Origin of the sequence: Streptomyces sp. NPDC060035, assembly GCF_042736635.1 — a bacterium.
Taxonomy (GTDB): domain Bacteria; phylum Actinomycetota; class Actinomycetes; order Streptomycetales; family Streptomycetaceae; genus Streptomyces.
In genome coordinates this window covers 200,277-225,150 of the sequence record NZ_JBHWVO010000012.1, presented here as the reverse complement: position 1 = coordinate 225,150, position 24,874 = coordinate 200,277, and the positions used below count along the sequence as shown (strand labels likewise).

Sequence of the window (24,874 nt, the reverse complement as noted above, 5' to 3'; positions counted from 1 at the left end):
GGGCATACCTACGGTCGCCGCGTACCCGGGAGATGTCGTCGCCGACGCCCCTTGGAGGTGCGCCGGCGACGGAAGGCGGGGAGCCGCTCAGCCGACGAGACCGTCGGCCAGCTCCTCACTGAGGGTGGATTCCGTGCCCGGGATACCGAGGTCCTGGGCCCGCTTGTCGGCCATGGCCAGCAGACGCCGGATCCGGCCCGCGACCGCGTCCTTGGTCAGCGGCGGATCGGCGAGGGCGCCCAGCTCCTCCAGGGATGCCTGCTTGTGCTCCATGCGCAGCCGTCCGGCCGCCGCGAGGTGCTCCGGGACCTCCTCGCCCAGGATCTCCAGCGCGCGCCCCACACGGGCGCCTGCGGCCACCGCGGCCCGGGCGGAGCGGCGGAGGTTGGCGTCGTCGAAGTTGGCGAGCCGGTTGGCGGTGGCGCGGACCTCGCGCCGCATCCGGCGCTCCTCCCAGGCCAGTACCGACTCATGGGCGCCGAGGCGGGTCAGCAGCGCGCCGATCGCGTCGCCGTCACGGACGACGACCCGGTCCACCCCGCGAACCTCGCGGGCCTTGGCCGCGATCGAGAGCCTTCGGGCGGCACCGACCAGGGCGAGGGCGGCCTCCGGGCCGGGGCAGGTCACTTCCAGCGAGGAGGACCGGCCGGGCTCGGTGAGCGAACCGTGGGCCAGGAAGGCCCCGCGCCAGGCGGCCTCGGCATCGCAGGTGGCCCCCGAGACCACCTGCGGGGGCAGACCGCGGATCGGCCGGCCCCGGCCGTCCACCAGACCGGTCTGGCGGGCCAGCTGATCGCCGCCCGCCACCACCCGCACGACATAGCGGGAGCCGCGTCGCAGGCCGCCGGGAGCCATCACGATCAGTTCCGAGCTGTGCCCGAAGATCTCCAGGATGTCCCGCTTCAGCCGGCGCGCCGCCATCGCCGTGTCCAGTTCGGCCTCGATCACAATCCGGCCGCTCACCAGGTGCAGCCCGCCCGCGAACCGAAGAATCGCCGAGACCTCTGCTTTTCTGCAACAGGTCCGGGTCACGGGAAGCCGAGAGATTTCGTCCTTCACCGCTGGCGTCATCGCCATGGGCCGATCCTTCCATGCATCCGAAAAATACGGTCGTACGCGGCGGCCAACAGCTCCGGATCATGAATCGGAACGCCGTCGGGCGAGGCCACCGGGGCCAGCTCGACCGCGGCTCCGAGCCGCTTGGCTGCGTCGGCGAGGGATTCACGGTCGGGCACGGCAGCCTCGTCGGCGAGCACCACGTCCAAGGCGAGTTTAGGGGCGTGTCGTCCCAAAACCTCCAAATGACGCTGCGGTGAGAAGCCTTCTGTTTCACCGGGTTGCGGTGCGAGGTTCAGCGAGAGGACCTTGCGGGCCTTCGTGGAGACCAGTGCGTCGAGCAGTTCGGGCACCAGCAGGTGCGGAATCACGGAGGAGAACCAGGACCCCGGGCCGAGGACCACCCAGTCGGCGTCGAGGACGGCGGCGACCGCTTCCGGGACTGCCGGCGGGTCGGCCGGCACCACGTGGACGGACTGCACCTCACCCGGGGTGAGCGCCACGGTGGCCTGCCCCCGCACGGTCACTATGTCCTCGGGACGCTCCGGATCGTGACCCCGCACGAGCGCCTGGAGCTCCAGGGGTACGGCGGACATGGGCAGCACCCGGCCGTGCGCGCCGAGCAGCTTGCCGACCAGGTCGAGTGCCTGGACGTGGTCGCCCAGCTGCTCCCAGAGGGCGACGATCAGCAGATTGCCCACCGCGTGCTCGTGCAGATCGCCCTTGGACTCGAAGCGGTGCTGGATGACCTGGGCCCACGTCTGGCCCCATTCGTCGTCCCCGCACAGCGCGGCCAGTGCCTTGCGCAGGTCGCCGGGCGGCAGGACGCCGAGCTCCTCGCGGAGCCGGCCGCTGGAGCCCCCGTCGTCGGCGACGGTGACGACTGCCGTGAGATCACCGGTGATCCGGCGCAGTGCCGTGAGCGACGCCGACAGGCCCATGCCGCCCCCGAGGGCGACGACCTTGGGCTGCGCGCCCCGCTTACGGCCGGAGAGCGCGGAGGTGGCTCTGCTCAGCCTGCGCAGGCGCAGATTGCGACTGGTCACTCGCGCCCCATGTCCCGGTGTACGAGCACGGTCTCGACGCCCTCCGTGGCCAGTCGGGCGGCCAGCTTCTCCGACATCGCGACGGAGCGGTGCTTGCCGCCCGTGCAGCCGACGGCGATGGTCACATAGCGCTTGCCCTCGCGGCGGTAGCCGGCGGCGATCAGCTGGAGCAGCTCCGTGTACTGGTTGAGGAACTCCTTGGCACCGGGCTGGTCGAAGACGTAGTCGGAGACCTCCTCGTTGAGTCCGGTGAAGGGACGCAGCTCGGGGACCCAGTGCGGGTTGGGCAGGAAGCGGCAGTCCACGACCAGGTCGGCGTCGACCGGCAGGCCGTACTTGAAGCCGAACGACATCACCGTGGCCCGCAGCTCGGGCTCCTCGTCGCCGGCGAACTGGGCGTCCATCTTGGCCCGCAGCTCGTGCACGTTGAGGCTGGAGGTGTCGATCACCAGGTCGGCGTCACCGCGCAGCTCGCGCAGCAGATCCCGCTCGGCCGCGATGCCGTCGACGATCCGGCCGTCACCCTGGAGGGGGTGCGGGCGGCGGACCGACTCGAACCGGCGTACGAGTGCGTCGTCGGAGGACTCCAGGAAGACGATCCGCCGGGTGACGTGCTTGGCCTCCAGGTCGGCGAGCGACTCCCGGAGATTGTCGAAGAAGCGGCGGCCCCGCACGTCGACGACGACGGCGATACGGGCGACGTTGCCCTGGGACCGGGCGCCGAGCTCCACCATCGTGGGGATCAGCGCGGGCGGCAGGTTGTCGACGACGAACCAGCCGAGGTCCTCCAGACACTTGGCGGCCGTGCTGCGCCCGGCGCCCGACATACCCGAGATGATCACCAGCTCGGGGATGGCCGGCACGGCGGCCTCGGCCTTCTCCTTGGCGCTTCCCGTACTCACGTCTGCTGCTCCGTCTGCTCGGTCGTTCTGGCGTTCGTGCGCGTGCTCGGTCATGACGTGCTGCCCCCGTCGTCCTCTTCCATGATCTCTCCTGTGGCCGTGTTCACGGCGGGCGCGGCCGGGGCGGCCGTGGCGAGGGCTACGGCCACTGATTCCGCCGTCCTGCGGCCTATCCCCGGAACCTCGCAGATCTCGTCGATTGTCGCCTGCCTCAGCTTCTTCACGGAGCCGAAATGCTTGATCAGCGCCTGCTTACGGGTTTCGCCGAGACCCGTGACGTCGTCCAGAGGGCTGCTGCGGATGCGCTTGGCCCGCTTGGCGCGCTGATAGGTGATCGCAAAGCGGTGGGCCTCGTCGCGGATGCGCTGGAGGAGGTAGAGGCCTTCGCTGGACCGGGGCAGGACCACCGGGTCGTCGTCATCGGGCAGCCAGACCTCCTCCAGGCGCTTGGCGAGACCGCAGACGGCGATGTCGTCGATTCCCAGCTCGTCCAGGGCACGCTTGGCCGCGGCGACCTGGGGCTGCCCGCCGTCGACGACGACGAGCTGCGGCGGGTAGGCGAACCGCTTGGGCCGGCCGTCGTCCTCCCGGGGCTCCTCACGGGTGTCGGCGGGGGCGTCGGCCGGGGCGGTGGGTACGCCCTGGCCTGCGGGTGCGGGCCCTCCGGGTACGGGCTGTCCGGGTGCAGGCACTCCGGGTACAGGCACTCCGGGTACGGGCTGTCCAGGTGCAGGCACTCCGGGTACGAGCTGTCCGGGTACGGGCACTCCAGGCGTGGGCAGTCCAGGCGCGAGCACTCCGGGCGCGAGCGACGTGGGTGCGGGCACGGGTCCCGTGGCGGCCGGTGTCTCCTCCCACTCCCCCGTCCGTTCCTTCTCCTGGAGGTAGCGCTTGAAGCGGCGGCCGATGACCTCGTGCATCGACCGGACATCGTCCTGGCCCTCGAAGCCCTTGATCTGGAAGCGGCGGTATTCGCTCTTGCGTGCGAGTCCGTCCTCGAAGACCACCATGGACGCGACCACGTCGTCACCCTGCAGATGCGAGATGTCGAAGCATTCGACCCGCAGCGGCGCCGTGTCCAGGCCGAGCGCCTCGGCGATCTCCTCCAGGGCCCGGGAGCGGGTCGTGAGGTCGGAGGCACGCTTGGTCTTGTGCAGCCCCAGGGCCTGCTGGGCGTTGCGCTGGACCGTAACCATCAGGTCCTTCTTGTCACCCCGCTGCGGGATGCGCAGGCTGACCTGGGAGCCCCGCCGGTCGGCGAGCCACTGGGAGACGGCTTCCGGGTGCTCGGGAAGCGCCGGGACGAGGACCTCCTTGGGGACGGAGTCGCCCGCCTCCTCCCCGTACAACTGCTGGAGGGCGTGCTCGACCAGGCCCGCCGTGTCGACGGCCTCGACCTTGTCGGTGACCCAGCCGCGCTGGCCGCGCACCCTTCCGCCGCGGACATGGAAGATCTGGACGGCGGCCTCGAGCTCGTCCTCGGCCACCGCGATCAGGTCGGCGTCGGTGGCATCGGCGAGGACGACCGCACTCTTCTCCATGGCCCGCTTGAGCGCCTCGGCGTCGTCGCGCAGGCGGGCCGCCCGCTCGTACTCCATCTCCTCGGCCGCCTGCATCATGTCCTTCTCCAGGCGGCGGATGTACGTACCCGTCCGTCCGGCCATGAAGTCGCAGAAGTCGTCGGCCAGTTCGCGGTGTTCCTCGGGGGTGACCCTGCCGACGCACGGGGCCGAGCACTTGCCGATGTATCCGAGAAGGCAGGGGCGGCCGGTCCTGGTGGCGTTCTTGAACACACCTGCGGAGCAGGTGCGCACGGGGAAGACCCGCAGCATGAGGTCGACGGTCTCCCGGATCGCCCAGGCGTGACCGTACGGACCGAAGTAGCGCACGCCCTTCTTCTTGGCGCCGCGCATGACCTGGACGCGCGGGAACTCCTCGTTGAGCGTGACCGCGAGGTAGGGATAGCTCTTGTCGTCGCGGTACTTGACGTTGAACCGGGGGTCGAACTCCTTGATCCAGGAGTACTCCAGCTGAAGCGCCTCGACCTCCGTGGAGACAACGGTCCATTCGACGGAGGCGGCCGTGGTGACCATCGTGCGGGTGCGCGGGTGGAGACCGGCAAGGTCCTGGAAGTAGTTCGCCAGGCGCTGGCGCAGGTTCTTGGCCTTCCCGACGTAGATCACCCGGCGGTGCTCGTCGCGGAATTTGTAGACCCCCGGGGAGTCGGGGATCTGTCCCGGCTTGGGGCGGTAGCTGGAGGGGTCTGCCATGTCTCATACCCTACTTGCGGACAGTGACAGCGCGGCATCCTCGCAGGGGAACCGCCCTCCCGGGGGCGCGGGACCGGCGCCTCTCAGGTGCCGGTGACGGAGGTCGACCGCCGTCCGGTCCGGCACCGGCCCGTCCACGTGCGGGAGCCGGGCCTGCGGCCCGGACCCGTCGAAACGGCCGGGTCCGGGAGGGGGCCACCGCTTCCGGTCAGGCCTCGGGGCCCGCGACGAGCTTTCCGCCCTCGACCTTCACCGGGACGGCGGGCAGCGGCACAGTGGCCGGGCCGTGCAGCGCCTTGCCGGTCGTCATGTCGAACCGGCTGCCGTGGCACGGGCAGTTGCCCTCGTTGCCCTCGACCTTGTCCAGGAGACAGCCCGCGTGGGTGCACTGGGCGCTGAACGCCTTGTACTGGCCCTTCGCCGGGCAGCTCACGACGAGCCGCTGCTCCCGGTAGAGCTTCGCCCCGCCGACCGGTACCTCGTCCGCAGCGCCGAGCTCGACGGGTGCGGTGGGCGTCGGCGTCTGAGCGTGGCCGAGCTTCGATTCGGTCGAGCAGGCGGCCACTCCGAGCCCGGCGGCACCGGCGAGAGCGGCGCCCTTCAGTACGGTACGGCGGGCGGCGGGCAGGCCGGACATGCGGTCTCCACGGGTCGGGGGGACAGAGAGCCGCCGTTCCCGCCCGGGCACCGGATGCCCACGGACATCGGGCACAGGCCGCACCTGAAGGCATCGGCGACAGACCCGACGATACCGACGGAGAACGCCGCTCCTTCGACCGGCCCCGCCCCGTCCACGGGCGGCGGGCCGGGACCGGGCGGGCCCGGACAGCACCGGGGCGGCCCCCGGGGTGCCGGGTGCCGCCTCGGTGAACGGTGTCGGTCAGGCCTTCCGCGCGCGGGTGGCCTTCTTGGGTGCGGGCTCCTCGGCCGCGGCCTTCTTGGCCGTCCTGGCCGTGGCCGTCCTGCGGGCCGGGGCCGTCTTCGCGGCGACCGCCTTCTTGGCGGCCGCCCTGCGGACCGGCTTGCGGGCGGCAGGCACGGTGGCCTCATTGATCCGGTCCGCGCCCAGGACCGACTGGAGGAACTTCCCGGTATGGCTGGCCGGCACCGAGGCCACATGCTCCGGGGTACCTTCGGCGATGACCAGGCCGCCGCCGTTGCCGCCCTCGGGACCCATGTCGATGACCCAGTCGGCGGTCTTGATGACATCGAGGTTGTGCTCGATCACGATCACCGAGTTGCCCTTGTCGACCAGCCCGGAGAGCACCGTGATGAGCTTGCTGATGTCCTCGAAGTGCAGACCGGTCGTCGGCTCGTCCAGGACGTAGACCGTGCGGCCGGTGGAGCGCTTCTGCAGCTCGCTCGCCAGCTTCACCCGCTGTGCCTCACCGCCGGAGAGCGTCGGCGCGGACTGACCGAGCCTGACGTATCCGAGGCCCACCTCGTTGAGCGTACGGAGGTGACGGGCGATCGTCGGGACGGCCTCGAAGAACTCCAGGCCCTCCTCGATCGGCATGTCCAGCACCTCGGCGATGGACTTGCCCTTGTAGTGGACCTCCAGCGTCTCCCGGTTGTACCGCGCACCGTGGCAGACCTCGCACGGGACGTACACGTCGGGCAGGAAGTTCATCTCGATCTTGATCGTGCCGTCGCCGGAGCAGTTCTCGCAGCGGCCGCCCTTGACGTTGAAGGAGAAGCGGCCCGGTAGATAACCGCGCACCTTCGCCTCCATCGTCTCGGCGAACAGCCGGCGGACATGGTCGAAGACTCCGGTGTACGTGGCCGGGTTGGACCGGGGCGTACGGCCGATCGGCGACTGGTCGACGTGCACCACCTTGTCGACGAGGTCGTCGCCCTCGACCCGGGTGTGCCGGCCGGGGACCGACTTGGCCCCGTTGAGCTCGCGGGCCAGGTGGGTGTACAGGATGTCGTTGACCAGGGTCGACTTTCCGGAACCGGAGACACCCGTGACCGCCGTGAGGACACCCAGCGGGAAGGACACGTCGATGTCCTGGAGGTTGTTCTCCCGGGCGCCGTGCACCGTGAGCAGGCGCGAGGGGTCGACGGGACGCCTGATGTCGGGCATCGCGATCGACTTCTTGCCGGTCAGGTACTGGCCGGTGATCGACTTGTCGTTGGCCAGCAGCTCCTTGAGCGATCCGGAGTGGACCACCTTGCCGCCGTGCTCGCCGGCGCCGGGGCCGATGTCGACGACCCAGTCGGCCACCTTGATGGTGTCCTCGTCGTGCTCGACGACGATGAGCGTGTTACCCATGTCACGGAGCCGGACCAGGGTCTCGATCAGCCGGTGGTTGTCGCGCTGGTGCAGGCCGATGGACGGCTCGTCCAGCACGTACAGCACGCCGACGAGTCCGGAGCCGATCTGGGTGGCGAGCCGGATGCGCTGTGCCTCGCCGCCGGACAGGGTGCCGGCCGCGCGGTTCAGCGAGAGGTAGTCCAGGCCCACGTCGACCAGGAACTTCAGCCGCTCGTTGACCTCCTTGAGCACCCGCTCGGCGATCTTCTTGTCGCGGGCGTTCAGCTTCATCCGGCCGAGGAACTCGGCGCACTCGCTGATGGACATTGCGGCGACCTGGGCGATGGACTTCTCCATCACCGTCACCGCGAGGACGATCGGCTTGAGCCTGGTGCCCTCGCAGGTCGGGCAGTGCACCTCACGCATGTAGCCCTCGAAGCGCTCCCGGCTGGAGTCGCTCTCGGCCTCGGAGTGCCGCCGCTTGACGAACTGCACCGCACCCTCGAAGGCGGGGGTGGTGTAGGCCCGCTCACGCCCGTACCGGTTGCGGTAGCGGACCTCGGTCTGGATCTTGTGGCCGTGCAGCAGAGCCTTCTTGGCGCGCTGCGGCAGCCCCGCCCAGGGGATGTCCGTACGGAAGCCGAGCGCTTCGGCGAGCGCGTTGATCTGCCGCCCGAAGTACTCCTTGGTGTGGCCGTGCGACCAGGGGTGGATCGCGCCCTCGTCGAGCGACTTGTCCTCGTCCGGGACGATCAGCTCCGCGTCGACCTCCATGCGCGTACCGATGCCCGTGCAGTCCGGGCAGGCGCCGAAGGGGGAGTTGAAGGAGAAGGAGCGGGGCTCGAGCTCCTCGAAGGACAGGTCGTCGTACGGGCAGTAGAGGTGCTCGGAGAACATCCGCTCACGCTCGGGGTCGCCCTCGGGGATGTCGACGAAGTCGAGTACGACCATGCCGCCGGAGAGGCCGAGCGCGGTCTCGACCGAGTCGGTCAGCCGGCGCTTGGCGCTGTCCTTCACCGTGAGGCGGTCGATGACCACCTCGATGGTGTGCTTCTCCTGCTTCTTCAGCGTGGGCGGCTCGGAGAGCTGGATCGTCGCGCCGTCGACCCTGGCCCTGCTGTAGCCCTTGGTCTGGAGATCGGCGAAGAGGTCGACGAACTCGCCCTTGCGCTCGCGCACCAACGGGGAGAGCACCTGGAAGCGGCTGCCCTCGGGCAGACCGAGGACCTTGTCGACGACGGCCTGGGGCGACTGGCGGGAGATGGGCCTGCTGCACTCGGGGCAGTGCGGCTTGCCGATCCTGGCGAAAAGCAGCCGGAGGTAGTCGTAGACCTCGGTGATGGTGCCGACCGTCGAGCGCGGGTTGCGCGAGGTCGACTTCTGGTCGATGGAGACGGCGGGCGACAGACCTTCGATGAAGTCGACGTCCGGCTTGTCCATCTGGCCGAGGAACTGCCGGGCGTACGAGGAGAGCGACTCCACGTAGCGCCGCTGACCCTCGGCGAAAATCGTGTCGAACGCGAGCGAGGACTTGCCCGACCCGGAGAGCCCGGTGAAGACGATGAGGGAGTCACGGGGGAGGTCGAGCGAGACGTTCTTCAGGTTGTGCTCGCGCGCGCCACGGACGATGAGACGGTCGGCCACGCCGGTCCGCACCTTTCTGGAGAGAAGTGGGGGAACTGAGCCCCTGTCCCAGGGTATGGGGGGCGCCACAGCGATGTAGGAAGTTTCGACTCCGAGCGTATAGCACGCGCATTCGATTTACGGACGACTGATGACTCCTTCACCCGAATGAGTGGCGAGGCTAGGCTCGGCCTCATGATTGATCATGTGCACGACCTGGACGCTGTACGTGAAGCGACCGAACGGCTCCTCAGCGCGACGGGCGAACTGGACAACGCCGCCGTCGCCGAGCCGTCACGGCTGCCGGGCTGGAGCAGAGGACATGTCCTCGCCCACCTGTCACGTAACGCCGACGCCCTCGTAAATGTTCTCCAGGGCCGCCCCATGTACGCGAGCAGCGAAACCCGGGACCTCGACATCGACCGCGATGCGCCCCGGCCCCTCGCCGAGCAGCTCGCCGACCTGCGCGGCAGCGGGGACGGCTTCCTGGCCGCGGCCGCGGCGCCTGCCGACTGGTCCCGCACGATCACGATGCGTAACGGCGTGACGGACTCCGCCTCCCGGGTCCCCTTCCGCCGCTGGGTCGAGGTCGAGCTGCACCATGTCGACCTGGGGATCGGCTACGAGCTGGAGGATCTTCCGGAGGAGTTCGTGATCCGGGAGAACGACTTCCTGGCGGAGCGGTTCGCCGGGCATCCCGATGTGGCTCCCACGACAGCGGTGGCCGAGGACGGCCGCCTCTGGACCACGGGCGGGGGCGCAGACATCGGACCGGTCGTGGTCCGGGGCAGCGCGCCCGACCTCCTGGGCTGGCTCTGCGGGCGTCGCGACGGCTCCGGGCTCACCGCGGAAGGCGGCCCCCTTCCCGCACTGCCCCCGCTATAGGCTGAGATGTATGACGTACAGCGGAGCGGTCAAGGTCGGCGGACCTGCAAATGTGCACGAGCTGACGGATCTGATGATCTCCAAGGTCGCTGTCGGCCCCATGAACAACAACGCTTATCTGCTGCGCTGCCGGGCCACAGGTGAGCAACTCCTGATCGACGCGGCGAACGAGGCCGGAACCCTGCTGCGGCTGATCGGCGAGGACGGCATCACCTCCGTCGTCACGACACACCGGCACGGCGACCACTGGCAGGCACTGGGCGAGGTGGTGGCAGCCACCGGGGCACGAACGTACGCGGGACGGTACGACGCCGAGGGCATTCCGGTCCCCACCGATGTGCTCGTCGAGGACGCTGACACGATCCGGGTGGGCGCGGTCGCGCTGACCGCCCGCCATCTGGTCGGCCACACCCCGGGCTCGATCGCACTGGTCTACGACGACCCGCACGGGGCGCCCCATCTGTTCACGGGGGACTGCCTCTTCCCCGGCGGGGTCGGCAATACGGGCAAGGACGCGGAGGCGTTCGCGAGCCTGCTCCACGATGTGGAGACCAAGCTCTTCGACCCGCTGCCGGACGAGACCTGGGTCTATCCGGGTCACGGACACGACACCACGCTCGGCGCCGAGCGGCCCCGGCTGCCGGAGTGGCGCGAGCGCGGCTGGTGAACACCGGCGGCCGGGTGCCTGTTGGCCCCGGCCGCCGATTCGTGCGCTGGTTCTACTTCTGGGCTACTTCTGGGCTACTTCTGGGCGCCGATGCTCTTGCTCTCCTCGTCGGACGCCTTCGCCTGCTCGGCCTCCGCCGCCGCCGTCTTCTTGTTGGCGATCAGGCTGGTGATCGTCGTGATCACCAGGACGCCGCAGATGACGGAGAGGGAGAACGGGATGGAGATCTCGGGCACGTGCACCCCGGACTCGTGCAGTGCGTGCAGCACCAGCTTGACGCCGATGAAGCCGAGGATCACCGAGAGCCCGTAGCTGAGGTGGACCAGCTTCTTCAGCAGACCGCCGATGAGGAAGTACAGCTGACGCAGGCCCATCAGAGCGAACGCGTTGGCGGTGAAGACGATGTACGGGTCCTGGGTCAGGCCGAAGATCGCGGGGATGGAGTCCAGCGCGAACAGCACATCGGTGGTGCCGATGGCGAGCATGACCACCATGAGCGGGGTCATGACGCGCTTGCCGTTGTTGCGGATGAAGAGCTTGGTCCCGTGGTACTTGTCGGCGACACCGAAGCGGTGCTCGATCGACTTCAGGAGACGGTTCTCCTCGAACTCCTCTTCCTCCTCGTCGGCCCGCGCCTCCTGGATGAGCTTCCAGGCGGTGTAGATCAGGAACGCACCGAAGATGTAGAAGACCCACGAGAAGTTGGCGATGACCGCGGCACCGGCGGCGATGAAGATCGCTCGGAGCACCAGGGCAATCAGCACACCGACGAGCAGCACCCGCTGCTGGAGGTGTGAGGGCACCGAGAACTTCGCCATGATCAGGACGAAGACAAAGAGGTTGTCGACGCTGAGCGACTTCTCGGTGATGAAGCCGGCGAAGAACTCGCCCGAGGCCTGGCTCTCGCCGAAGATCAGCAGGCCGAGCCCGAAGAGCGCGGCCAGGGCGATCCAGACGACGGTCCAGATTCCGGCTTCTTTGGTCGACACGTCATGAGGCTTGCGCCCGATGAAGAAGTCGACGGCGATCAGGGCGGCCAGACCAATAATGGTCAGCACCCAAAGGGTCCATGAAACGTCCACTGCGCCTCCGGCAGTTCGCTACGGCTATAGATCAGCGTCGTCGCTGCCGGAGGTCTCTTCCACCCAGGGTGCGCGGGTTGCGCACGGGGCCGACGCCCCGGGACCGGTCACAGTCCGTACTGACGGGAACGTCGCGATCGGGAGTACTCCCCTCCGCCCAAAGAACAGTACAGGAACTCCCAAGAAAAGGTAAAGCCGCAGGCAAGGAAGCATCAAAACAGCTGGTCAGGCTGCTTTCCTGGTCCCCCTCGGCGCCCGTTGCTCAGCGATAGCCGGTAGTACGCCGCGCGGCTGCCACCAGCGCGAGAACCTGCTCCAGGACGCGGCTTCCCTGCGGCGGCCTCAGTGGCTCGTACGTCCAGGCGTGGCCCACCCACGGGTCGGCGAGATGGTCATCGGCGACGGGGGTGATCCGCAGCAGCGACCGCCACAGCGGATCGAGTACCGGACCGTAGGCACGTGCGTCCTCGCGGTCGGCCACCATCAGCAGATGCACTCCCACCGCGGGGCCCTCGTCGGCCAGATAGCGCAACTGTGTGACGGCCCGGTCATCGAAACCGTGCGGGAAGTCATTGACGATCAGCAGCTGCTCGCCCGTGTCCAGGTCCGGCGGGAGCGAGTCGGCGGCACCGGCCCTGATCGCCATCTGCACGAGGTCGACGCGTCGCGTCAGGCGGGCGAGTACCGAGGCCACTCCCCCGGCACCGGCGGCCGGCGGCCCCGCGAGAACCCCGGAGCCGGCCAGGGGCGCCAGCGCACCGGCGGCGGAGCCTGCCGGGTCGATGACGTGCACCGAGAACTCGTCCGCCGGATAGACAGCGAGCATCCGGGCGGCCAGGGCGACCGCGGTTTCGACAGCCAGACGGCGCAACTGGTCGCTGTCCGTCAGAGCGGCGGCCTCGGACGCCGTACGGCCGCTGTCGACCCAGATCCCGCGCTCCAGAGGCAGCCGCACCAGCAGCGGGATGCGCAGGTCGGTGCGCTCGGGCAGGTGGAGGTCGCCTATCCGCAGCGCCATCGGAATCTCCATCGGCACGCGGTAGGCGTGCCAGACGGGGTTGCCCCAGCCCGCGTACGCGGCGGGGAGCGCGGGCTCGACGACGTCGGACTCGGCGGCCAGCTGGGCGAGATCGCGGTCCAGGGCCTCGCGCGCCCGCGCGGTCAGCTCGTCGCGTTTGGCCCGCGCCTCCTCGCGAGCCCGGTCACCGGTGCCGCCGATGCGGCTGCGCGGGTCGGACAGGGCCCTGTCGAGCTCCTGGTCCATCCGGGACTCGGCGAAGTCGACGGCGCTGCGATAGGCGGCGGTGGCCCGGGCCAGGTCCTCGAACATGCCCCAGATCTGGTTGTAGAGGCGCTCGTCCATGGACCACCCGGTGGCGTCACCGGCGACAGGCTGCGCGGGCTGTCCCGGCGCGGCGGGCGGGGCCGTCGGAGGGGGCGGGGGCGGCGCGGTGGTCTGGCGGCGCGGGTGCGCGTAGTCGATCGGGCTGCCGGTCGTGGGGTCGGCGGCCAGCGGCGCGGAAGGTTCACCGGCGGGCTCGGAACCCCGGGTGGGAGGCTGACCGCCGCCCGTGGACGGAACCGGGCCGGCCGGGTGACGCACGCGCTCGCCGTCCGCGGTGCGGGGCTGCGGGGGTGTCACGGAACGGGCAAGGCCGGAGGCGACCGCCTCCTGTATCGAGGCTGCCAGCTCCGCGGCCTGAGCCAGGCCCTGATCGGCGAGCATCTCGGCAAGCCCGGCGGCATATCCCTGGCCGACGGCACGGACCTTCCAGACACCCTGCCGGCGGTAGAGCTCCAGTGCCGTCACGGCGGACTCGGCGTCCAGGCCCGTGAGGGTGAAGGTGGCGATCTCGGTGCCGTCGAGTCCGGTGACGGCGACGAACGGCGCGGCGACCGCACCGAACCTGACGGGCCTGCCCGCCCCCAAGGGCAGGGCCAGGAGCACGGTGACGCGGTGCACCGCGTCGGGAAGTGCCTCCAGGTCGACTGCGAGCCGGTGATCGGCCGCGGCCTGCCTGGAGACCTCGAGTCCGGGCAGCTGGGGCGATCCGGGATGGGCGATCCATTCGACGCCATGCACCGTGCCCTGCTCGTCCCCGAGCGTGGCACCGGCCACGACGGGCGAGCCCGCCGACACCCTGATCTCCAGACGGGTCTGGGGCAAGGTGTGGTTCTGCCCCCGGACCAGCTCGGCCGTCATTGCCCTGTCCCCTCGACGTTCGGTGTAGTGCCCTGCCATGGGCGCAGCTCCCGGCGGCGAGATGCCTCCGGGAGCTGCTCGTACTGACGTCGGACCGCAGTCCGTTCCTGTCTACAGGTGCGGCAGGATGGACGGCATCAGGTCCTGGAAGGTCCGGCCGTTCGCCGGGTTGCCGAGGGCGGTCATCTGCCATCCGCCGCCCGATCGGTGCACCTTGGCCATGATCTGAGCCGTGTACTGGCCGCCGCCGTCGAGCGTGTAGCGGGCGAGCTCCTGGCCGTTCGTCTCGTCGACGATGCGGCAGAAGGCGTTCTGTACTTCCTGGAACGTCTGGCCGGTGAAGGAGTTCACCGTGAAGACGATCTGGTCGATGTGGACCGGGATCCGCTGCAGGTCGACCAGGATCGCTTCGTCGTCGCCCCCCGAGCCGGCGCCGCCGACCAGGTTGTCGCCGGTGTGCTTGACCGAGCCGTCGTCGCTGACGAGGTGGCGGAAGAACACGACGTCCACGGGCTGCTTGTCGGCGAAGAGCACCGCCGAGGCGTCCAGGTCGATCTCCCGGGTGCGCGAGCCGAACAGACCGCGACGCGGAGCCGCCTGCCAGCCGAGCCCCATCCGTACCGCGGTCAGGGTCCCCCCGTCGCTCTTCTGCAGGCTGATGGCCTGACCCTTGGTCATATTGACCGTCACGCGCTGTCCCCTCTCCGCTTGCCCCGCAACCGTCCGTGTGCGGTTTCCCCGCACCCTACGCAGTCCGCTCAGGACAGAAGCAGGTAAGGGCCGTTTTTGTGTCGTTCTTGCAACACACCCGGTGCACGCCGGTCAGGCCAGTCCCGCTTCTCTCATCTGTCGCAGCTCCTTCTTCAACTCGCCCACCTCGTCGCGCAGTCGGGCGGCCACCTCGAACTGCAGGTCGGCGGCGGCTGCCCGCATCCGGTCCGTCATTTCCTCGATGATTCCGGCGAGCTCCGTGGCAGGCCGGTCGGTGACCACCGCACCATTCCCCTTGGCCTTGCCGGCTGCGGCCTTTCCGCCGAGCGCGGGCACGGGGGCCTTGGCCCCCTTCGACTGCCGGTAGCCGCTGCCGAGCAGCTGCTCGGTGTCGACCTCCTCGCGGGCGATGGACGCGACGATGTCGTTGATCTTCTTGCGGAGCGGCTGCGGGTCGACTCCCCGCTCGGTGTTGTAGGCGATCTGCTTCTCACGGCGGCGGTTGGTCTCGTCGATGGCCTGCTCCATCGCCGGGGTGATCTTGTCGGCGTACATATGGACCTGCCCCGAGACGTTACGGGCGGCACGTCCGATGGTCTGGATCAGCGACGTGCCGGACCGCAGGAAGCCCTGCTTGTCGGCGTCGAGGATCGCCACGAGCGACACCTCGGGAAGGTCGAGTCCCTCACGCAGCAGGTTGATTCCGACCAGGACGTCGTACTCGCCGGAGCGCAGTTCGCGCAGCAGCTCGATGCGGCGCAGCGTGTCGACGTCGCTGTGGAGGTAGCGGACCTGGATGCCGAGCTCGAGGAAGTAGTCGGTGAGGTCCTCGGACATCTTCTTGGTGAGGGTGGTGACCAGGACCCTCTCGTCCTTCTCGGTCCGCTTGCGGATCTCGTGCACCAGGTCGTCGATCTGGCCCTCGGTGGGCTTGACGACGACCTCGGGGTCGACGAGCCCGGTGGGCCGGATGATCTGCTCGACGAAACCGTCGCCCCGGGAGAGCTCGTACTTCCCCGGGGTGGCGGACAGATAGACGGTCTGGTCGATCCGGCCCAGGAACTCCTCCCATTTCAGCGGGCGGTTGTCCAGGGCGGAGGGCAGCCGGAAGCCGTGGTCGACGAGAGTCCGCTTCCGGGAGGCGTCGCCCTCGTACATCGCACCGATCTGCGGCACCGTGACGTGCGACTCGTCCAGGACGAGGAGGAAGTCCTCCGGGAAGTAGTCGAGAAGGGTGTTGGGCGCAGTGCCCGGATCACGGCCGTCGAAGTGCATCGAGTAGTTCTCCACGCCGGAGCAGGTGCCGATCTGGCGGAGCATCTCGATGTCGTACGTCGTGCGCATGCGCAGCCGCTGGGCCTCCAGCATCTTGCCCTGTTTCTCCAGCTCGGCGAGGCGCTGCTGCAGCTCCGTCTCGATGCCGCCGACCGCCTTCTCCATGCGCTCGGGTCCCGCCACGTAGTGGCTGGCGGGAAAGACATGGAGCGACTCGTCCTCGCTGATGACCTCGCCGGTGAGCGGGTGCAGGGTGGAGAGCGCCTCGATCTCGTCGCCGAACATCTCGATCCGGACGGCGAGCTCCTCGTACACCGGGAAGATCTCGATGGTGTCGCCGCGCACCCGGAAGGTGCCACGGGCGAACGCCAGGTCGTTGCGGGTGTACTGGATCTCGACGAAGCGGCGCAGCAGCTGGTCGCGGTCGATCTCGTCGCCGACCTTGAGCTGGACCATCCGGTCCACGTACTCCTGCGGTGTGCCGAGGCCGTAGATGCAGGAGACGGAGGCGACCACGACGACGTCGCGCCGGGTCAGCAGTGAGTTCGTGGCGGAGTGACGCAGCCGCTCGACCTCCTCGTTGATCGAGGAGTCCTTCTCGATGTAGGTGTCCGACTGCGGGACGTACGCCTCGGGCTGGTAGTAGTCGTAGTACGAGACGAAGTACTCGACGGCGTTGTTCGGAAGGAGCTCGCGGAACTCGTTGGCCAGCTGGGCGGCGAGCGTCTTGTTGGGTGCCATCACCAGGGTGGGGCGCTGCAGCTTCTCGATCATCCACGCGGTCGTCGCCGACTTGCCGGTGCCGGTCGCACCGAGCAGGACCACGTCCTTCTCGGCGGCGCGGATACGCCGCTCCAGCTCGGCGATGGCCGCGGGCTGGTCACCGCTGGGCTGGTAGGGACTGATGACCTCGAAAGGCGCCATCGAACGTTCGATCTTCGAAACGGGCCGCATGCAACCACCGTACGACCCGCCACTGACAACGGCGCCGGATCAGCGATTCCGCGGCTGCCGGTACTCCCTGCGGGCCTCCGTGCCGTACGAGGTGTGACGCCGCTGGACGGGGATGCCGGAAACCTGACCGGTACTCCGCGGGCGGTCACCGCGGCGGCGGTCCGCCTCGTCGGGAGTGCCCATCACCACCAGCGGATCGAACATCACGACCGCCCCGGCGAGGAGCAGGAAGCAGCCCGGCCCTATCAGCATCGGCATGAGCAGAGAGGCAGGCGTGTCACCGGCCGCCGCCCCCTGCGCCACGGCCGGGTGCAGATGCACGCTGAGCGCGGCCATGCCCGTGTAGTGCATTCCGCTCACGGCGACGGCCATCACGATGCTCGCGCCGAGGCTGGGCAGGAAACCGTGGATGGAGACGGCGGCCCACAGCGCGGCGGTCGCGGCCACCACGGCGATGACGACGGAGAGCGAGACGGTGACCGTGTCGTACGCGAACTGTCCGTCGAACCGCATTCCGGCCATGCCGAGGTAGTGCATGGAGGCCACGCCGAGGCCGGTGATGGTGCCGCCCGTGACCAGCGCCATGCGGGTCGCGCCCCGGTAGCCGACGATGAAGATGCCGATGCCGACCATCACGATCGCCACGGCGAGACTCGCGAAGGTGAGCGGCCTGTCGTAGCCGACCGGTGTCTCCTCGACGGAGAAGCCCAGCATCGCCACGAAGTGCATCGTCCAGATGCCGGAACCTATGGAGGTCGCGCCCAGAGCCAGCCAGCCGGCCTTGAAGGAGCGTTCGGTGCGCAAGGACCGCGTGGTGCAGCGCAGCCCGAGAGCCGCGCCGAGGCATGCCATGAGGAATGCCGCGACCGGGGTCACGAGGCCGTAACTGAAACCATCAACTGTGCCCTGCATGCTGGTACGCCCTTCGCGGAAGCCCGGGTTCGGGGGTGACCCTAGAGGGCAAGGCCCGGCAGGCAAACATAGGAGAGGCATTTTATCCGCCCCGGAGCCGGTCCACGATCCGGTACCGAACAATCCGTTCACATTGTGGCCATCGCCGCCCTGTCGTCCGTTGGGTACCGACTGCAAGTCTCTGCATGCCCACACCCCGACGCGAGGAGTACACGTGTCCGTACGCACCGCAACCGCCTCCACCGCTGTCGCCGCTCTGCTCGGCGGCTGCGTACTGCTGCCCGCCACCCAGGCACAGGCCGCGGGCGCGAATGACAGCCCGGTCGTCTTCGCTCACCGCGGCGCTTCCGCCTACGCCCCGGAGAACACCCTCGCGGCCGTGGACGCGGCCGACGGCCTCGGCATCGACTGGGTGGAGAACGATGTGCAGCTCACCGAGGACGGTGTGCTGGTCGTCGTGCACGACACCACCCTCGGGCGGACCACCGACGCCGAGCAGATTTTCCCCGGCCGTGCCCCCTGGGCGGTCAAGGACTTCACCGCTGCCGAGATCGCGGAACTGGACGCGGGCAGCTGGTTCGGTACGCAGTACGCGGGGGCCCGGGTGCCGACGCTCACGCAGTATCTGCACCGTGTCGAGCGCAACTCTCAGAAGCTCCTCCTGGAGATCAAGAGCCCGGAGACCTACCCGGGGATCGAGAAGGAGACCCTGCGGATCCTGCGCAAGGAGGGGTGGCTCGACCGCGGTCACGTCAAGCACCGGCTGATCGTCCAGAGCTTCGGTGCAGAGAGTGTGAAAACTGTTCACGCGCAGCGCCCCGACGTCATCACCGGCTTCCTGGGCACCCCCGCGGTGGCCGATCTGCCGTCGTACGCGGCGTTCACCGACCAGATCAATCCGAGCCACACGACGATCGGCGCCGACTACGTCGCCGCGGTCCAGAAGCTGAAGGGCGCGCACGGCAAGCCGCTGCAGGTGAACACCTGGACGGTCAACGACGCGGCGAACGCGGCGAAGGTGGCCGGCTTCGGTGTCGACGGCATCATCACCAACAACCCCGACATCGTGCGGGACGCCACCCGCTGAGGGATCCGGCAGTGCCGGGGGCGGGCGTTGTCAGTGGCCGGGCGTTGTCAGTGGCGGGCCGTACGGTGGTCGCATGGACAGCAACGAGCAGAGCGTGGAGTGGTCCGTCGTGCAGAGCGACATCGGGCCGCTCCTGCTTGCCGCCACCGGCACGGGTCTGGTGAGCGTGGTCTTCCACGCGCGCCCCGCGATCCGGGACAAGGCGCTCGGGCGCATGAGGACGCGGCTGGGCGCGGAGCCCGTGCAGGCACCCGGCTCCGTGCGGCTCGCCGAGCCCGAGCGCCAGCTCGCGGCGTATTTCGCGGGCGGGCTGCGCGCGTTCTCGCTGGACCTGGACTGGTCGCTGACCTCCGGTTTCAACCGCGAGGTGCTCCGCGAACTGGCAGCCGGCGTGCCGTACGGGACGGTCGTCGGCTACGGGGACCTGGCCGGGCGGGTGGGGCAGCCGGGCGCCGCCCAGGCCGTCGGGGCCGCGATGGGCTCCAATCCCCTGCCGGTGGTGGTGCCGTGCCACCGCGTGGTGGAGAGCGACGGCGGGCTCGGCGGGTTCGGTGGCGGGCTGGAGACCAAGCGGCAGCTGCTGGCACTCGAGGGGATACTTCCGCAGCCGCTGTTCTGAGGATTGTCCGGCGCAGTCCACCCCGGGCACACCGGGTGCCGGAAACCGGACCCCGCACCGGCGTACGAGCTGACACACTTCGGCGGTGACAGCAGCCCTCCCCACCTCCCGGTTCACGGCGGCGGACCTGCCCGCGCTGCAGCGCAGGACGTCCGCCGTACTCATCGGCAGCCAGATACTCGGCGGCCTCGGCGTGGCAATCGGTATCGCTCTGGCCCCGATCCTGGCGGCGGATGTGAGCGGCTCCGAGGCACTGTCCGGGCTCGCCCCGACCGCCTCGGTGGTGGGTGCGGCGCTGCTGTCACTGCCCCTGGCCGCCCTGATGACTTCGCGGGGCAGGCGCCCCGGACTCGTTCTGGCCTATCTGATCGGGGCAGTGGGCGCGTCCCTGGTGGTGACCGCCGCCGTGGTGGGCAGCTTCCCGCTGCTGCTTCTGGGCATGGCCGGTTTCGGTGCCGGCTCGTCGGCCAACCTCCAGGCCAGGTTCGCCGCAGCCGATCTGGCCGAGCCGGACCGCCGCGGCCGGGCGATCTCCACCGTCATCTGGGCCACCACGATCGGTTCGGTGCTCGGCCCCAACATCGCGGCACCGGCCGGCCACGTCTTCCGGGGCACCTCCGTGCCCGAGACGGCCGGGCCGTTCGCCTGGGCCGCCGCCCTATTCCTGCTCACCGGCGCTGCGGTCGCCCTGCTGCTGCGCCCCGATCCGCTGCTCACCGCCCGCGCGCTCGCCCCGCAGGACACCGGGGCCACCGAGAGGCGCTCCCTGCGGGCGGGCATCGCGGCGATGCGCGCCTCCCCGATGGCCCGGCTGGCGCTGGTGACCATCGCGGTGTCGCACACCACCATGGTCTCGATCATGGTCATGACCCCGATCCATCTCGGGCACCACGGCGCGGACATCCAGCTGATCGGCATGGTCATCAGCGGTCACATCGCGGGCATGTACGCGTTCTCCCCCGTCATGGGCTGGCTCTCCGACCGGGTGGGGAGGCTGTCCGTCATCGGGCTGGCCGCCGGGCTGCTGTGCTTCGCCGCGCTGCTGGCCGGTACGTCGGGCGCAGGGCATGGCCGGACAGCCGTGGGCATGTTCGTCCTGGGCCTCGGCTGGTCGGCCGGTCTGGTCGCCGGCTCGGCGCTGCTCACCGACTCCGTACCGCAGGCCGCCCGCGCCGCGGTGCAGGGCCTCGCGGACCTCACCATGAATGCGGCGGCGGGCATCGGGGGCGCGGTCGCCGGCGTGATCGTCTCCCGGCTGAGTTACGGCTGGCTGAACATGACCGCCGCCTGTCTGCTGCTGCCGATGGCCGCGCTCGCCCTGCGCCGGGCGCTGAACCGGCCGTCCGTGGTGTCCGGGAAGGCCTGAGCGGTCTCTGGTGTCCGGGAAGGCCTGAGCGGTCTCTGGTGTCCGGGAGGGCCTGAGCGGTCGGCGGCTCCCCGCTCCGGGTTTGCGGGCGCCGTGCCTGCGACAGAGATGGGGCATGCATCGGAACCCATCGGCATCCACGTCGCAGGAAACCGGCCGCCACGCACCCGTGCTCTCCGCCGAGGTCCGGGACGCCCTCGCCGAACACCACCCGGTCGTCGCCCTGGAGTCGACGATCATCGCCCACGGTCTGCCACGCCCCCGCAACCTCCAGGTCGCGGAGGAGCTGGAGGAGCTCGTACGCAAGGCCGGGGCCGTGCCCGCCACGGTCGCCGTGCTCGACGGCCGGGCCCATGTAGGTCTGACCACCGACCGGTTGGAGCGGGTGGCCGGGGATCCGGCGATGCGGAAGCTGGGCCACCGCGACCTCGCGCCCGCACTCGCCCTGGGGGCGAGCGGGGCGACGACCGTGTCCGCGACCGCCTTCCTGGCGGCGCGGGCCGGCCTGAGAATCTTCGCGACCGGAGGGCTCGGCGGCGTACACCGGGAGTGGACGGAAACACAGGACGAGTCCGCGGATCTGCGCCTGCTCGCCCGGACCGGCATCACGGTGGTCTGCGCGGGCGTGAAGTCGATCCTGGACGTGCCGGCCACGCTCCAGCGCCTCGAGACGCTCGGCGTCGGCGTGCTCGGTTACGGCACGGAGCACTTCCCCGGCTTCTACCTGAGCAGTTCGGGCGAACCCGTCGACTGGACGGTCCGCACACCGCAGGAGGTCGCGGACGTGATGCGGGCCCGGGAGGAGCTCGGTGGTCCCGCCGCGGCGCTGATCGTCGCCAACCCCGTACCGGAGGAGGAGCAGTTGGACCCCGAGGTGCACGACCGGGTGCTCGCGCAGGCTCTGGACGCCTGCCGGGAGCGCGGGATCGTGGGGCAGGCCGTCACTCCGTTCCTGCTGGACTACCTGATGCGGGAGACCGAGGGAGCATCCCTGGAAGCGAATCTGGCCGCCGTGCGCGGGAACGTGCAGCTGGCGGCGCGGATCGCTGCGGTGGCGGCGCGGTGACCGAGGGCGGCCTTCTCGTCGTCGGCGACGTGGTCACCGACGTGGTCGTCCGGCACGGCTCGGCCGTGGTCCACGGTACGGACACGGCCGCGCGGATCAGCACGCTGCCGGGCGGGGCAGGCGCCAACGTCGCGTGCTGGGCGGTGCGTTCGGGTTGCCGAGACGTGCGTCTGCTGGCGCGGGCCGGATCCGATTCCGAGGCCTGGCACCGGGACGTGCTGCAGCGTGCGGGGGTGCGACCCCTGCTGGCCGTGGACGCGGAGGCGCCGACCGGCACGGTGGTGGCCCTGGTCGACGCCGCGGCCGAGCGCACCTTCCTCACCGACAGCGGCGCAGTCCTGCGCCTCTCCCCCGGCGACTGGTCGGCGTCGATGCTCGACGGCATCGCCCGGCTCCATCTCTCCGGCTATCTCCTCTTCGCGGCGACGAGCCGCGCGACGGCGCAGCTCGCCCTGCGGGAGGCCCGGCAACGAGGCATCCCGGTGAGTGTGGACCCGGCATCGGCGGGCTTCCTCGCCGGGCTGGGCGCCGGCGCTTTCCTGGACCTGGTCGAGGGCGTGGACCTGCTGCTTCCCAACGCGGACGAGGCCCGAGAACTGACCGGTCTGCCGGATCCGGCGGACGCGGCCGCCAAGCTGAGCCGTCACGCCGGCCGGGTCGCCGTCACCCTCGGGGACCGGGGCGTCGTGCTGGCGGCCGGGGGCACGGTGACCGCACGTGTACCCGCCCCGGCCGTACGGGACCCCGTCGACTCCACGGGCGCGGGGGACGCCTTCACCGGCGGTTTCCTCGCCGCCCTCATCGCCGGGGCCGACGATGCCGTAGCAGCTGCGGCCGGCTGCCGGGCGGGGGCCGAAGCGGTCGCGACGGTCGGCGGTCGCCCTGGACCGCGCCCGGGCTAGTCACGCGAGGGCGCCCCGGACCCCGTCGGTCGTCGTCACGCTCCGATGCCGGTCCAGGCCGGGTGGTGCGGGTCGTCGGCCCGCACCACCGCGTCCGCGTGGTCGGCGGGCGCCACTTCGTCCTCGTACCGCGCGAAGGCGGGCAGAGTCCACCGCTCGCTCTCCTGGGTGCGCCGTCGCAGCGCACCCGGCGAGAGGCGCAGATGAACGCCGAGGTCGAACGGGAACCAGTGCCCGAGGAGCAGCGGTCCGTGCAGGATCAGCACCCCGCCCTCGGGCAGGACGCGGTACGGGCTGCGGGTGGCCAGGTCCGTCACGGGGTCCCAGAGGTCGGGCAGCACCCGTCCGCTGCCGCCGGGCTCCAGCGGACGGAACACCTCGCGCCACAACGCACCGGTGTCGAACCAGCTGTCGGCGTACGAGTCGGGGTCCTCCTTGCCGTACTCGTAGCGCAGACTCGCCGGACGCAGGAACCCTCCGGTGGAGACGGTGAGCACCGCACGGCCGCGCGCCCGCAGTGCCTCGGCGACGCGTTCGGCGGGCTCGCCGGGGCGGGCGGCCGGAGCGCCGTCGACGCCGATTCTGAGCCAGGACCCGCCGTCGGCCGGTTTCAGCTCATCGGCGTGCGCGGCCAGTGCTTCGGCCAGGCGTTCCCAGGTGATCGGTTCAAATCGCACGTATCCATCATCACCCGGCCGCACCGTCTTCCGTATGGATGTTGCCCCGCCCGCCCGGAGCCGGACCTACTTCTCCACCGGGCAGTCCACCGCGTCGGCGTCGTCGGAGAGTTCGCTGCCCTGGGGAAGCAGATAGGTCACCCACAGCACCACGGGTTCCGTACCGAGGTTGCGCCCGATGTGCCGGTGGTCGGCCCCGGACGGTTCGATGAACGACGTCCCCGCCGGTGTCACCTCGACCGAGCAGTCGTCGAGGGTCCGGGTCAGCGTCCCTGACTTGACGACCGCGATCAGCTGGCCTCGGTGGGTGTGCCAGCCGGTGGAGCCGCCCGGTTCCACGGTGATGGTCCGGAAGGTCACATCCGTGGGGCCCTTGGGGGTCTTCACCTTCAGCTTGCCCTCGGACGTGCCCTTGGCGACGACGGTGCCGCTCACACCGCTGCCGGGCGTCGCGACCGCAGCTGCCGGGACGAGACCGAGCGCCGCCACACAGGCGCCCACGAGCATGACCTTGCGCAGCGTGCCCCGCTGCTTCGTGCCGATCCTGCTGTCGAACCCCATGGCCAACTCCCTCGCCCGCCGGATCAGATGAACGATCCACGCTACGCGCGAGTGGGGCTGCCGTCACCGGTGGCGCGACTGTTGTCCTCCGCGGAGTTCGGTGGCGAGCGGGCCCTCGCCGAGCACCTCTGCCCGGCCCTCCGCGACGGCCTCGGCCAGCGTCAGTTCGCCGCGCCCCAGTGCGAGGCAGAGCTCGGCGTCGAGCACGATGCGGGCGTCGGGGTGCAGGGCGGGACCGTACCCGTACGCCTCTTCCCCTCGTGTGTCCCCGCCGGTGCGGATGTGGAACTCCCCTTCCTCCAGCTTGACTTCGACGACGCCCGCGTGGTTCAGCCCGTCCATGGCGCGCAGCAGCGGCAGCGCGAACCAGTGGGCGCGGACCGCGTCGGTGGGACGGCGCTCGGTGAGCGCGGGCGTTCCCCACCGGGCGAGGGCGGTGAGGACCGGGAGCAGTCCGCGACCGTGTTCGGTCAGTTCGTAGACCGAAGCGGCGGCGGGTGGCGGAAGCCGGCGGCGCACGGCCAGGCCGCCCTGCTCCATGTCCTTGAGCCGGGAGGCAAGCACGTCCGTGCTGACTCCGGGCAGGTCGGCGTGCAGGTCCGTGTACCGGCGCGGGCCGGCCAGCAGTTCACGGACAATCAGCAGCGTCCACCGGTCGCCCACGGAGTCGAGGGCCCGGGCGGTGGCACAGAACTGGTCGTAACTCCGGCGACGGGCGGGGCGTGTTGGTGGCTGCTGCTGACGTGGCATGCG

At 70.1% G+C, this 24,874-nt stretch carries 21 protein-coding genes; 7 read left to right on the top strand and 14 right to left on the bottom strand.

From position 1 onward, the window contains the following. Positions 1 to 87: 87 nt before the first annotated feature. The 6 genes from whiA to uvrA all read right to left on the bottom strand — a co-directional run bounded on the left by whiA (position 88) and on the right by uvrA (position 9,175). Positions 88 to 1,077: a DNA-binding protein WhiA gene (gene whiA / locus ACFWBQ_RS20975; protein WP_030919772.1), complete on the bottom strand. Its 990-nt coding sequence runs from the start codon at positions 1,075 to 1,077 to the stop codon at positions 88 to 90. Beyond that, positions 1,068 to 2,102 carry a uridine diphosphate-N-acetylglucosamine-binding protein YvcK gene (gene yvcK / locus ACFWBQ_RS20970; RefSeq protein ID WP_329212221.1) on the bottom strand — a complete coding sequence of 345 codons (1,035 nt, stop codon included), beginning with the start codon at positions 2,100 to 2,102 and terminating at the stop codon, positions 1,068 to 1,070. The genes whiA and yvcK overlap by 10 nt, the downstream gene beginning before the upstream one ends. Continuing rightward, positions 2,099 to 3,058, bottom strand: coding sequence for an RNase adapter RapZ (rapZ, locus tag ACFWBQ_RS20965; protein ID WP_385490999.1), 960 nt, complete (start codon positions 3,056 to 3,058; stop codon positions 2,099 to 2,101). Before rapZ ends, yvcK begins: the two co-directional genes overlap by 4 nt. Then, positions 3,055 to 5,274, bottom strand: a complete 2,220-nt coding sequence (gene uvrC / locus ACFWBQ_RS20960) for an excinuclease ABC subunit UvrC (protein ID WP_385490996.1) — start codon at positions 5,272 to 5,274, stop codon at positions 3,055 to 3,057. Before uvrC ends, rapZ begins: the two co-directional genes overlap by 4 nt. A gap of 208 nt (positions 5,275 to 5,482) precedes the next feature. Continuing rightward, positions 5,483 to 5,911, bottom strand: a complete 429-nt coding sequence (locus ACFWBQ_RS20955) for a Rieske (2Fe-2S) protein (protein ID WP_385490993.1) — start codon at positions 5,909 to 5,911, stop codon at positions 5,483 to 5,485. 243 nt (positions 5,912 to 6,154) lie between these two features. After that, complete coding sequence (gene uvrA, locus ACFWBQ_RS20950; protein ID WP_385490990.1) at positions 6,155 to 9,175, bottom strand: excinuclease ABC subunit UvrA; 3,021 nt, start codon at positions 9,173 to 9,175, stop codon at positions 6,155 to 6,157. A gap of 174 nt (positions 9,176 to 9,349) precedes the next feature. Between uvrA and ACFWBQ_RS20945 the strand changes: the two genes are divergently transcribed. Continuing rightward, positions 9,350 to 10,039: a maleylpyruvate isomerase family mycothiol-dependent enzyme gene (locus ACFWBQ_RS20945; protein ID WP_385490987.1), complete on the top strand. Its 690-nt coding sequence runs from the start codon at positions 9,350 to 9,352 to the stop codon at positions 10,037 to 10,039. Positions 10,040 to 10,049: 10 nt separating this feature from the next. Then, positions 10,050 to 10,706, top strand: a complete 657-nt coding sequence (locus ACFWBQ_RS20940) for an MBL fold metallo-hydrolase (protein WP_385490984.1) — start codon at positions 10,050 to 10,052, stop codon at positions 10,704 to 10,706. A gap of 74 nt (positions 10,707 to 10,780) precedes the next feature. On the opposite strand, the gene ACFWBQ_RS20935 is transcribed toward ACFWBQ_RS20940, so the two are convergent. The 5 genes from ACFWBQ_RS20935 to ACFWBQ_RS20915 all read right to left on the bottom strand — a co-directional run bounded on the left by ACFWBQ_RS20935 (position 10,781) and on the right by ACFWBQ_RS20915 (position 17,843). After that, positions 10,781 to 11,788 (bottom strand): TerC family protein, encoded by a 1,008-nt coding sequence (locus ACFWBQ_RS20935; RefSeq protein ID WP_385490981.1) that lies wholly within the window; start codon positions 11,786 to 11,788, stop codon positions 10,781 to 10,783. A gap of 262 nt (positions 11,789 to 12,050) precedes the next feature. Beyond that, positions 12,051 to 13,991 carry a TerD family protein gene (locus ACFWBQ_RS20930; protein WP_385490979.1) on the bottom strand — a complete coding sequence of 647 codons (1,941 nt, stop codon included), beginning with the start codon at positions 13,989 to 13,991 and terminating at the stop codon, positions 12,051 to 12,053. Positions 13,992 to 14,102: 111 nt separating this feature from the next. Continuing rightward, positions 14,103 to 14,681 carry a TerD family protein gene (locus ACFWBQ_RS20925; RefSeq protein ID WP_385490977.1) on the bottom strand — a complete coding sequence of 193 codons (579 nt, stop codon included), beginning with the start codon at positions 14,679 to 14,681 and terminating at the stop codon, positions 14,103 to 14,105. Between the two features lie 132 nt (positions 14,682 to 14,813). Continuing rightward, the gene (uvrB, locus tag ACFWBQ_RS20920) at positions 14,814 to 16,931 is read right to left on the bottom strand and encodes an excinuclease ABC subunit UvrB (protein WP_385490975.1); all 2,118 of its coding nucleotides are present in this window, start codon (positions 16,929 to 16,931) and stop codon (positions 14,814 to 14,816) included. A 39-nt stretch (positions 16,932 to 16,970) separates the two neighbouring features. Next, entirely contained in the window at positions 16,971 to 17,843 is an 873-nt protein-coding gene (locus ACFWBQ_RS20915) for an MHYT domain-containing protein (protein WP_385490973.1), read from the bottom strand. Between the two features lie 214 nt (positions 17,844 to 18,057). Between ACFWBQ_RS20915 and ACFWBQ_RS20910 the strand changes: the two genes are divergently transcribed. The 5 genes from ACFWBQ_RS20910 to ACFWBQ_RS20890 all read left to right on the top strand — a co-directional run bounded on the left by ACFWBQ_RS20910 (position 18,058) and on the right by ACFWBQ_RS20890 (position 22,883). Then, on the top strand, positions 18,058 to 18,930 hold the full coding sequence (locus ACFWBQ_RS20910; RefSeq protein WP_385490971.1) for a glycerophosphodiester phosphodiesterase: 873 nt from the start codon (positions 18,058 to 18,060) through the stop codon (positions 18,928 to 18,930). A 73-nt stretch (positions 18,931 to 19,003) separates the two neighbouring features. Then, positions 19,004 to 19,549 (top strand): methylated-DNA--[protein]-cysteine S-methyltransferase, encoded by a 546-nt coding sequence (locus tag ACFWBQ_RS20905; RefSeq protein ID WP_385490969.1) that lies wholly within the window; start codon positions 19,004 to 19,006, stop codon positions 19,547 to 19,549. An 85-nt stretch (positions 19,550 to 19,634) separates the two neighbouring features. Then, complete coding sequence (locus tag ACFWBQ_RS20900; protein WP_385490967.1) at positions 19,635 to 20,915, top strand: MFS transporter; 1,281 nt, start codon at positions 19,635 to 19,637, stop codon at positions 20,913 to 20,915. 115 nt (positions 20,916 to 21,030) lie between these two features. Continuing rightward, positions 21,031 to 21,981: a pseudouridine-5'-phosphate glycosidase gene (locus ACFWBQ_RS20895; protein ID WP_385490963.1), complete on the top strand. Its 951-nt coding sequence runs from the start codon at positions 21,031 to 21,033 to the stop codon at positions 21,979 to 21,981. Continuing rightward, positions 21,978 to 22,883, top strand: a complete 906-nt coding sequence (locus ACFWBQ_RS20890; RefSeq protein ID WP_385490961.1) for a carbohydrate kinase family protein — start codon at positions 21,978 to 21,980, stop codon at positions 22,881 to 22,883. The genes ACFWBQ_RS20895 and ACFWBQ_RS20890 overlap by 4 nt, the downstream gene beginning before the upstream one ends. A 35-nt stretch (positions 22,884 to 22,918) precedes the next feature. Here the strand turns inward: ACFWBQ_RS20890 and ACFWBQ_RS20885 are convergent, their stop codons facing one another. From ACFWBQ_RS20885 to ACFWBQ_RS20875, 3 genes are all read right to left on the bottom strand, one after another. Then, positions 22,919 to 23,560 (bottom strand): uridine kinase, encoded by a 642-nt coding sequence (locus ACFWBQ_RS20885; protein WP_385490959.1) that lies wholly within the window; start codon positions 23,558 to 23,560, stop codon positions 22,919 to 22,921. A 66-nt stretch (positions 23,561 to 23,626) separates the two neighbouring features. Continuing rightward, positions 23,627 to 24,121 (bottom strand): cupin domain-containing protein, encoded by a 495-nt coding sequence (locus ACFWBQ_RS20880; protein WP_385490957.1) that lies wholly within the window; start codon positions 24,119 to 24,121, stop codon positions 23,627 to 23,629. Between the two features lie 63 nt (positions 24,122 to 24,184). Continuing rightward, positions 24,185 to 24,871, bottom strand: a complete 687-nt coding sequence (locus ACFWBQ_RS20875; protein ID WP_385490955.1) for a winged helix-turn-helix transcriptional regulator — start codon at positions 24,869 to 24,871, stop codon at positions 24,185 to 24,187. Between the last annotated feature and the right edge of the window lie 3 nt (positions 24,872 to 24,874).

What these genes read in the sequence shown, in the direction of transcription:
- uvrB (WP_385490975.1), bottom strand. Translation starts at nt 16,931, where the DNA reads ATGCGGCCCGTTTCGAAGATCGAACGTTCGATGGCGCCTTTCGAGGTC.
- ACFWBQ_RS20905 (WP_385490969.1), top strand. Translation starts at nt 19,004, where the DNA reads ATGGACAGCAACGAGCAGAGCGTGGAGTGGTCCGTCGTGCAGAGCGAC.
- whiA (WP_030919772.1), bottom strand. Translation starts at nt 1,077, where the DNA reads ATGGCGATGACGCCAGCGGTGAAGGACGAAATCTCTCGGCTTCCCGTG.
- rapZ (WP_385490999.1), bottom strand. Translation starts at nt 3,058, where the DNA reads ATGACCGAGCACGCGCACGAACGCCAGAACGACCGAGCAGACGGAGCA.
- ACFWBQ_RS20875 (WP_385490955.1), bottom strand. Translation starts at nt 24,871, where the DNA reads ATGCCACGTCAGCAGCAGCCACCAACACGCCCCGCCCGTCGCCGGAGT.
- ACFWBQ_RS20940 (WP_385490984.1), top strand. Translation starts at nt 10,050, where the DNA reads ATGACGTACAGCGGAGCGGTCAAGGTCGGCGGACCTGCAAATGTGCAC.
- ACFWBQ_RS20930 (WP_385490979.1), bottom strand. Translation starts at nt 13,991, where the DNA reads ATGACGGCCGAGCTGGTCCGGGGGCAGAACCACACCTTGCCCCAGACC.
- ACFWBQ_RS20880 (WP_385490957.1), bottom strand. Translation starts at nt 24,121, where the DNA reads ATGGGGTTCGACAGCAGGATCGGCACGAAGCAGCGGGGCACGCTGCGC.
- uvrC (WP_385490996.1), bottom strand. Translation starts at nt 5,274, where the DNA reads ATGGCAGACCCCTCCAGCTACCGCCCCAAGCCGGGACAGATCCCCGAC.
- ACFWBQ_RS20915 (WP_385490973.1), bottom strand. Translation starts at nt 17,843, where the DNA reads ATGCAGGGCACAGTTGATGGTTTCAGTTACGGCCTCGTGACCCCGGTC.
- ACFWBQ_RS20955 (WP_385490993.1), bottom strand. Translation starts at nt 5,911, where the DNA reads ATGTCCGGCCTGCCCGCCGCCCGCCGTACCGTACTGAAGGGCGCCGCT.
- ACFWBQ_RS20895 (WP_385490963.1), top strand. Translation starts at nt 21,031, where the DNA reads ATGCATCGGAACCCATCGGCATCCACGTCGCAGGAAACCGGCCGCCAC.
- ACFWBQ_RS20945 (WP_385490987.1), top strand. Translation starts at nt 9,350, where the DNA reads ATGATTGATCATGTGCACGACCTGGACGCTGTACGTGAAGCGACCGAA.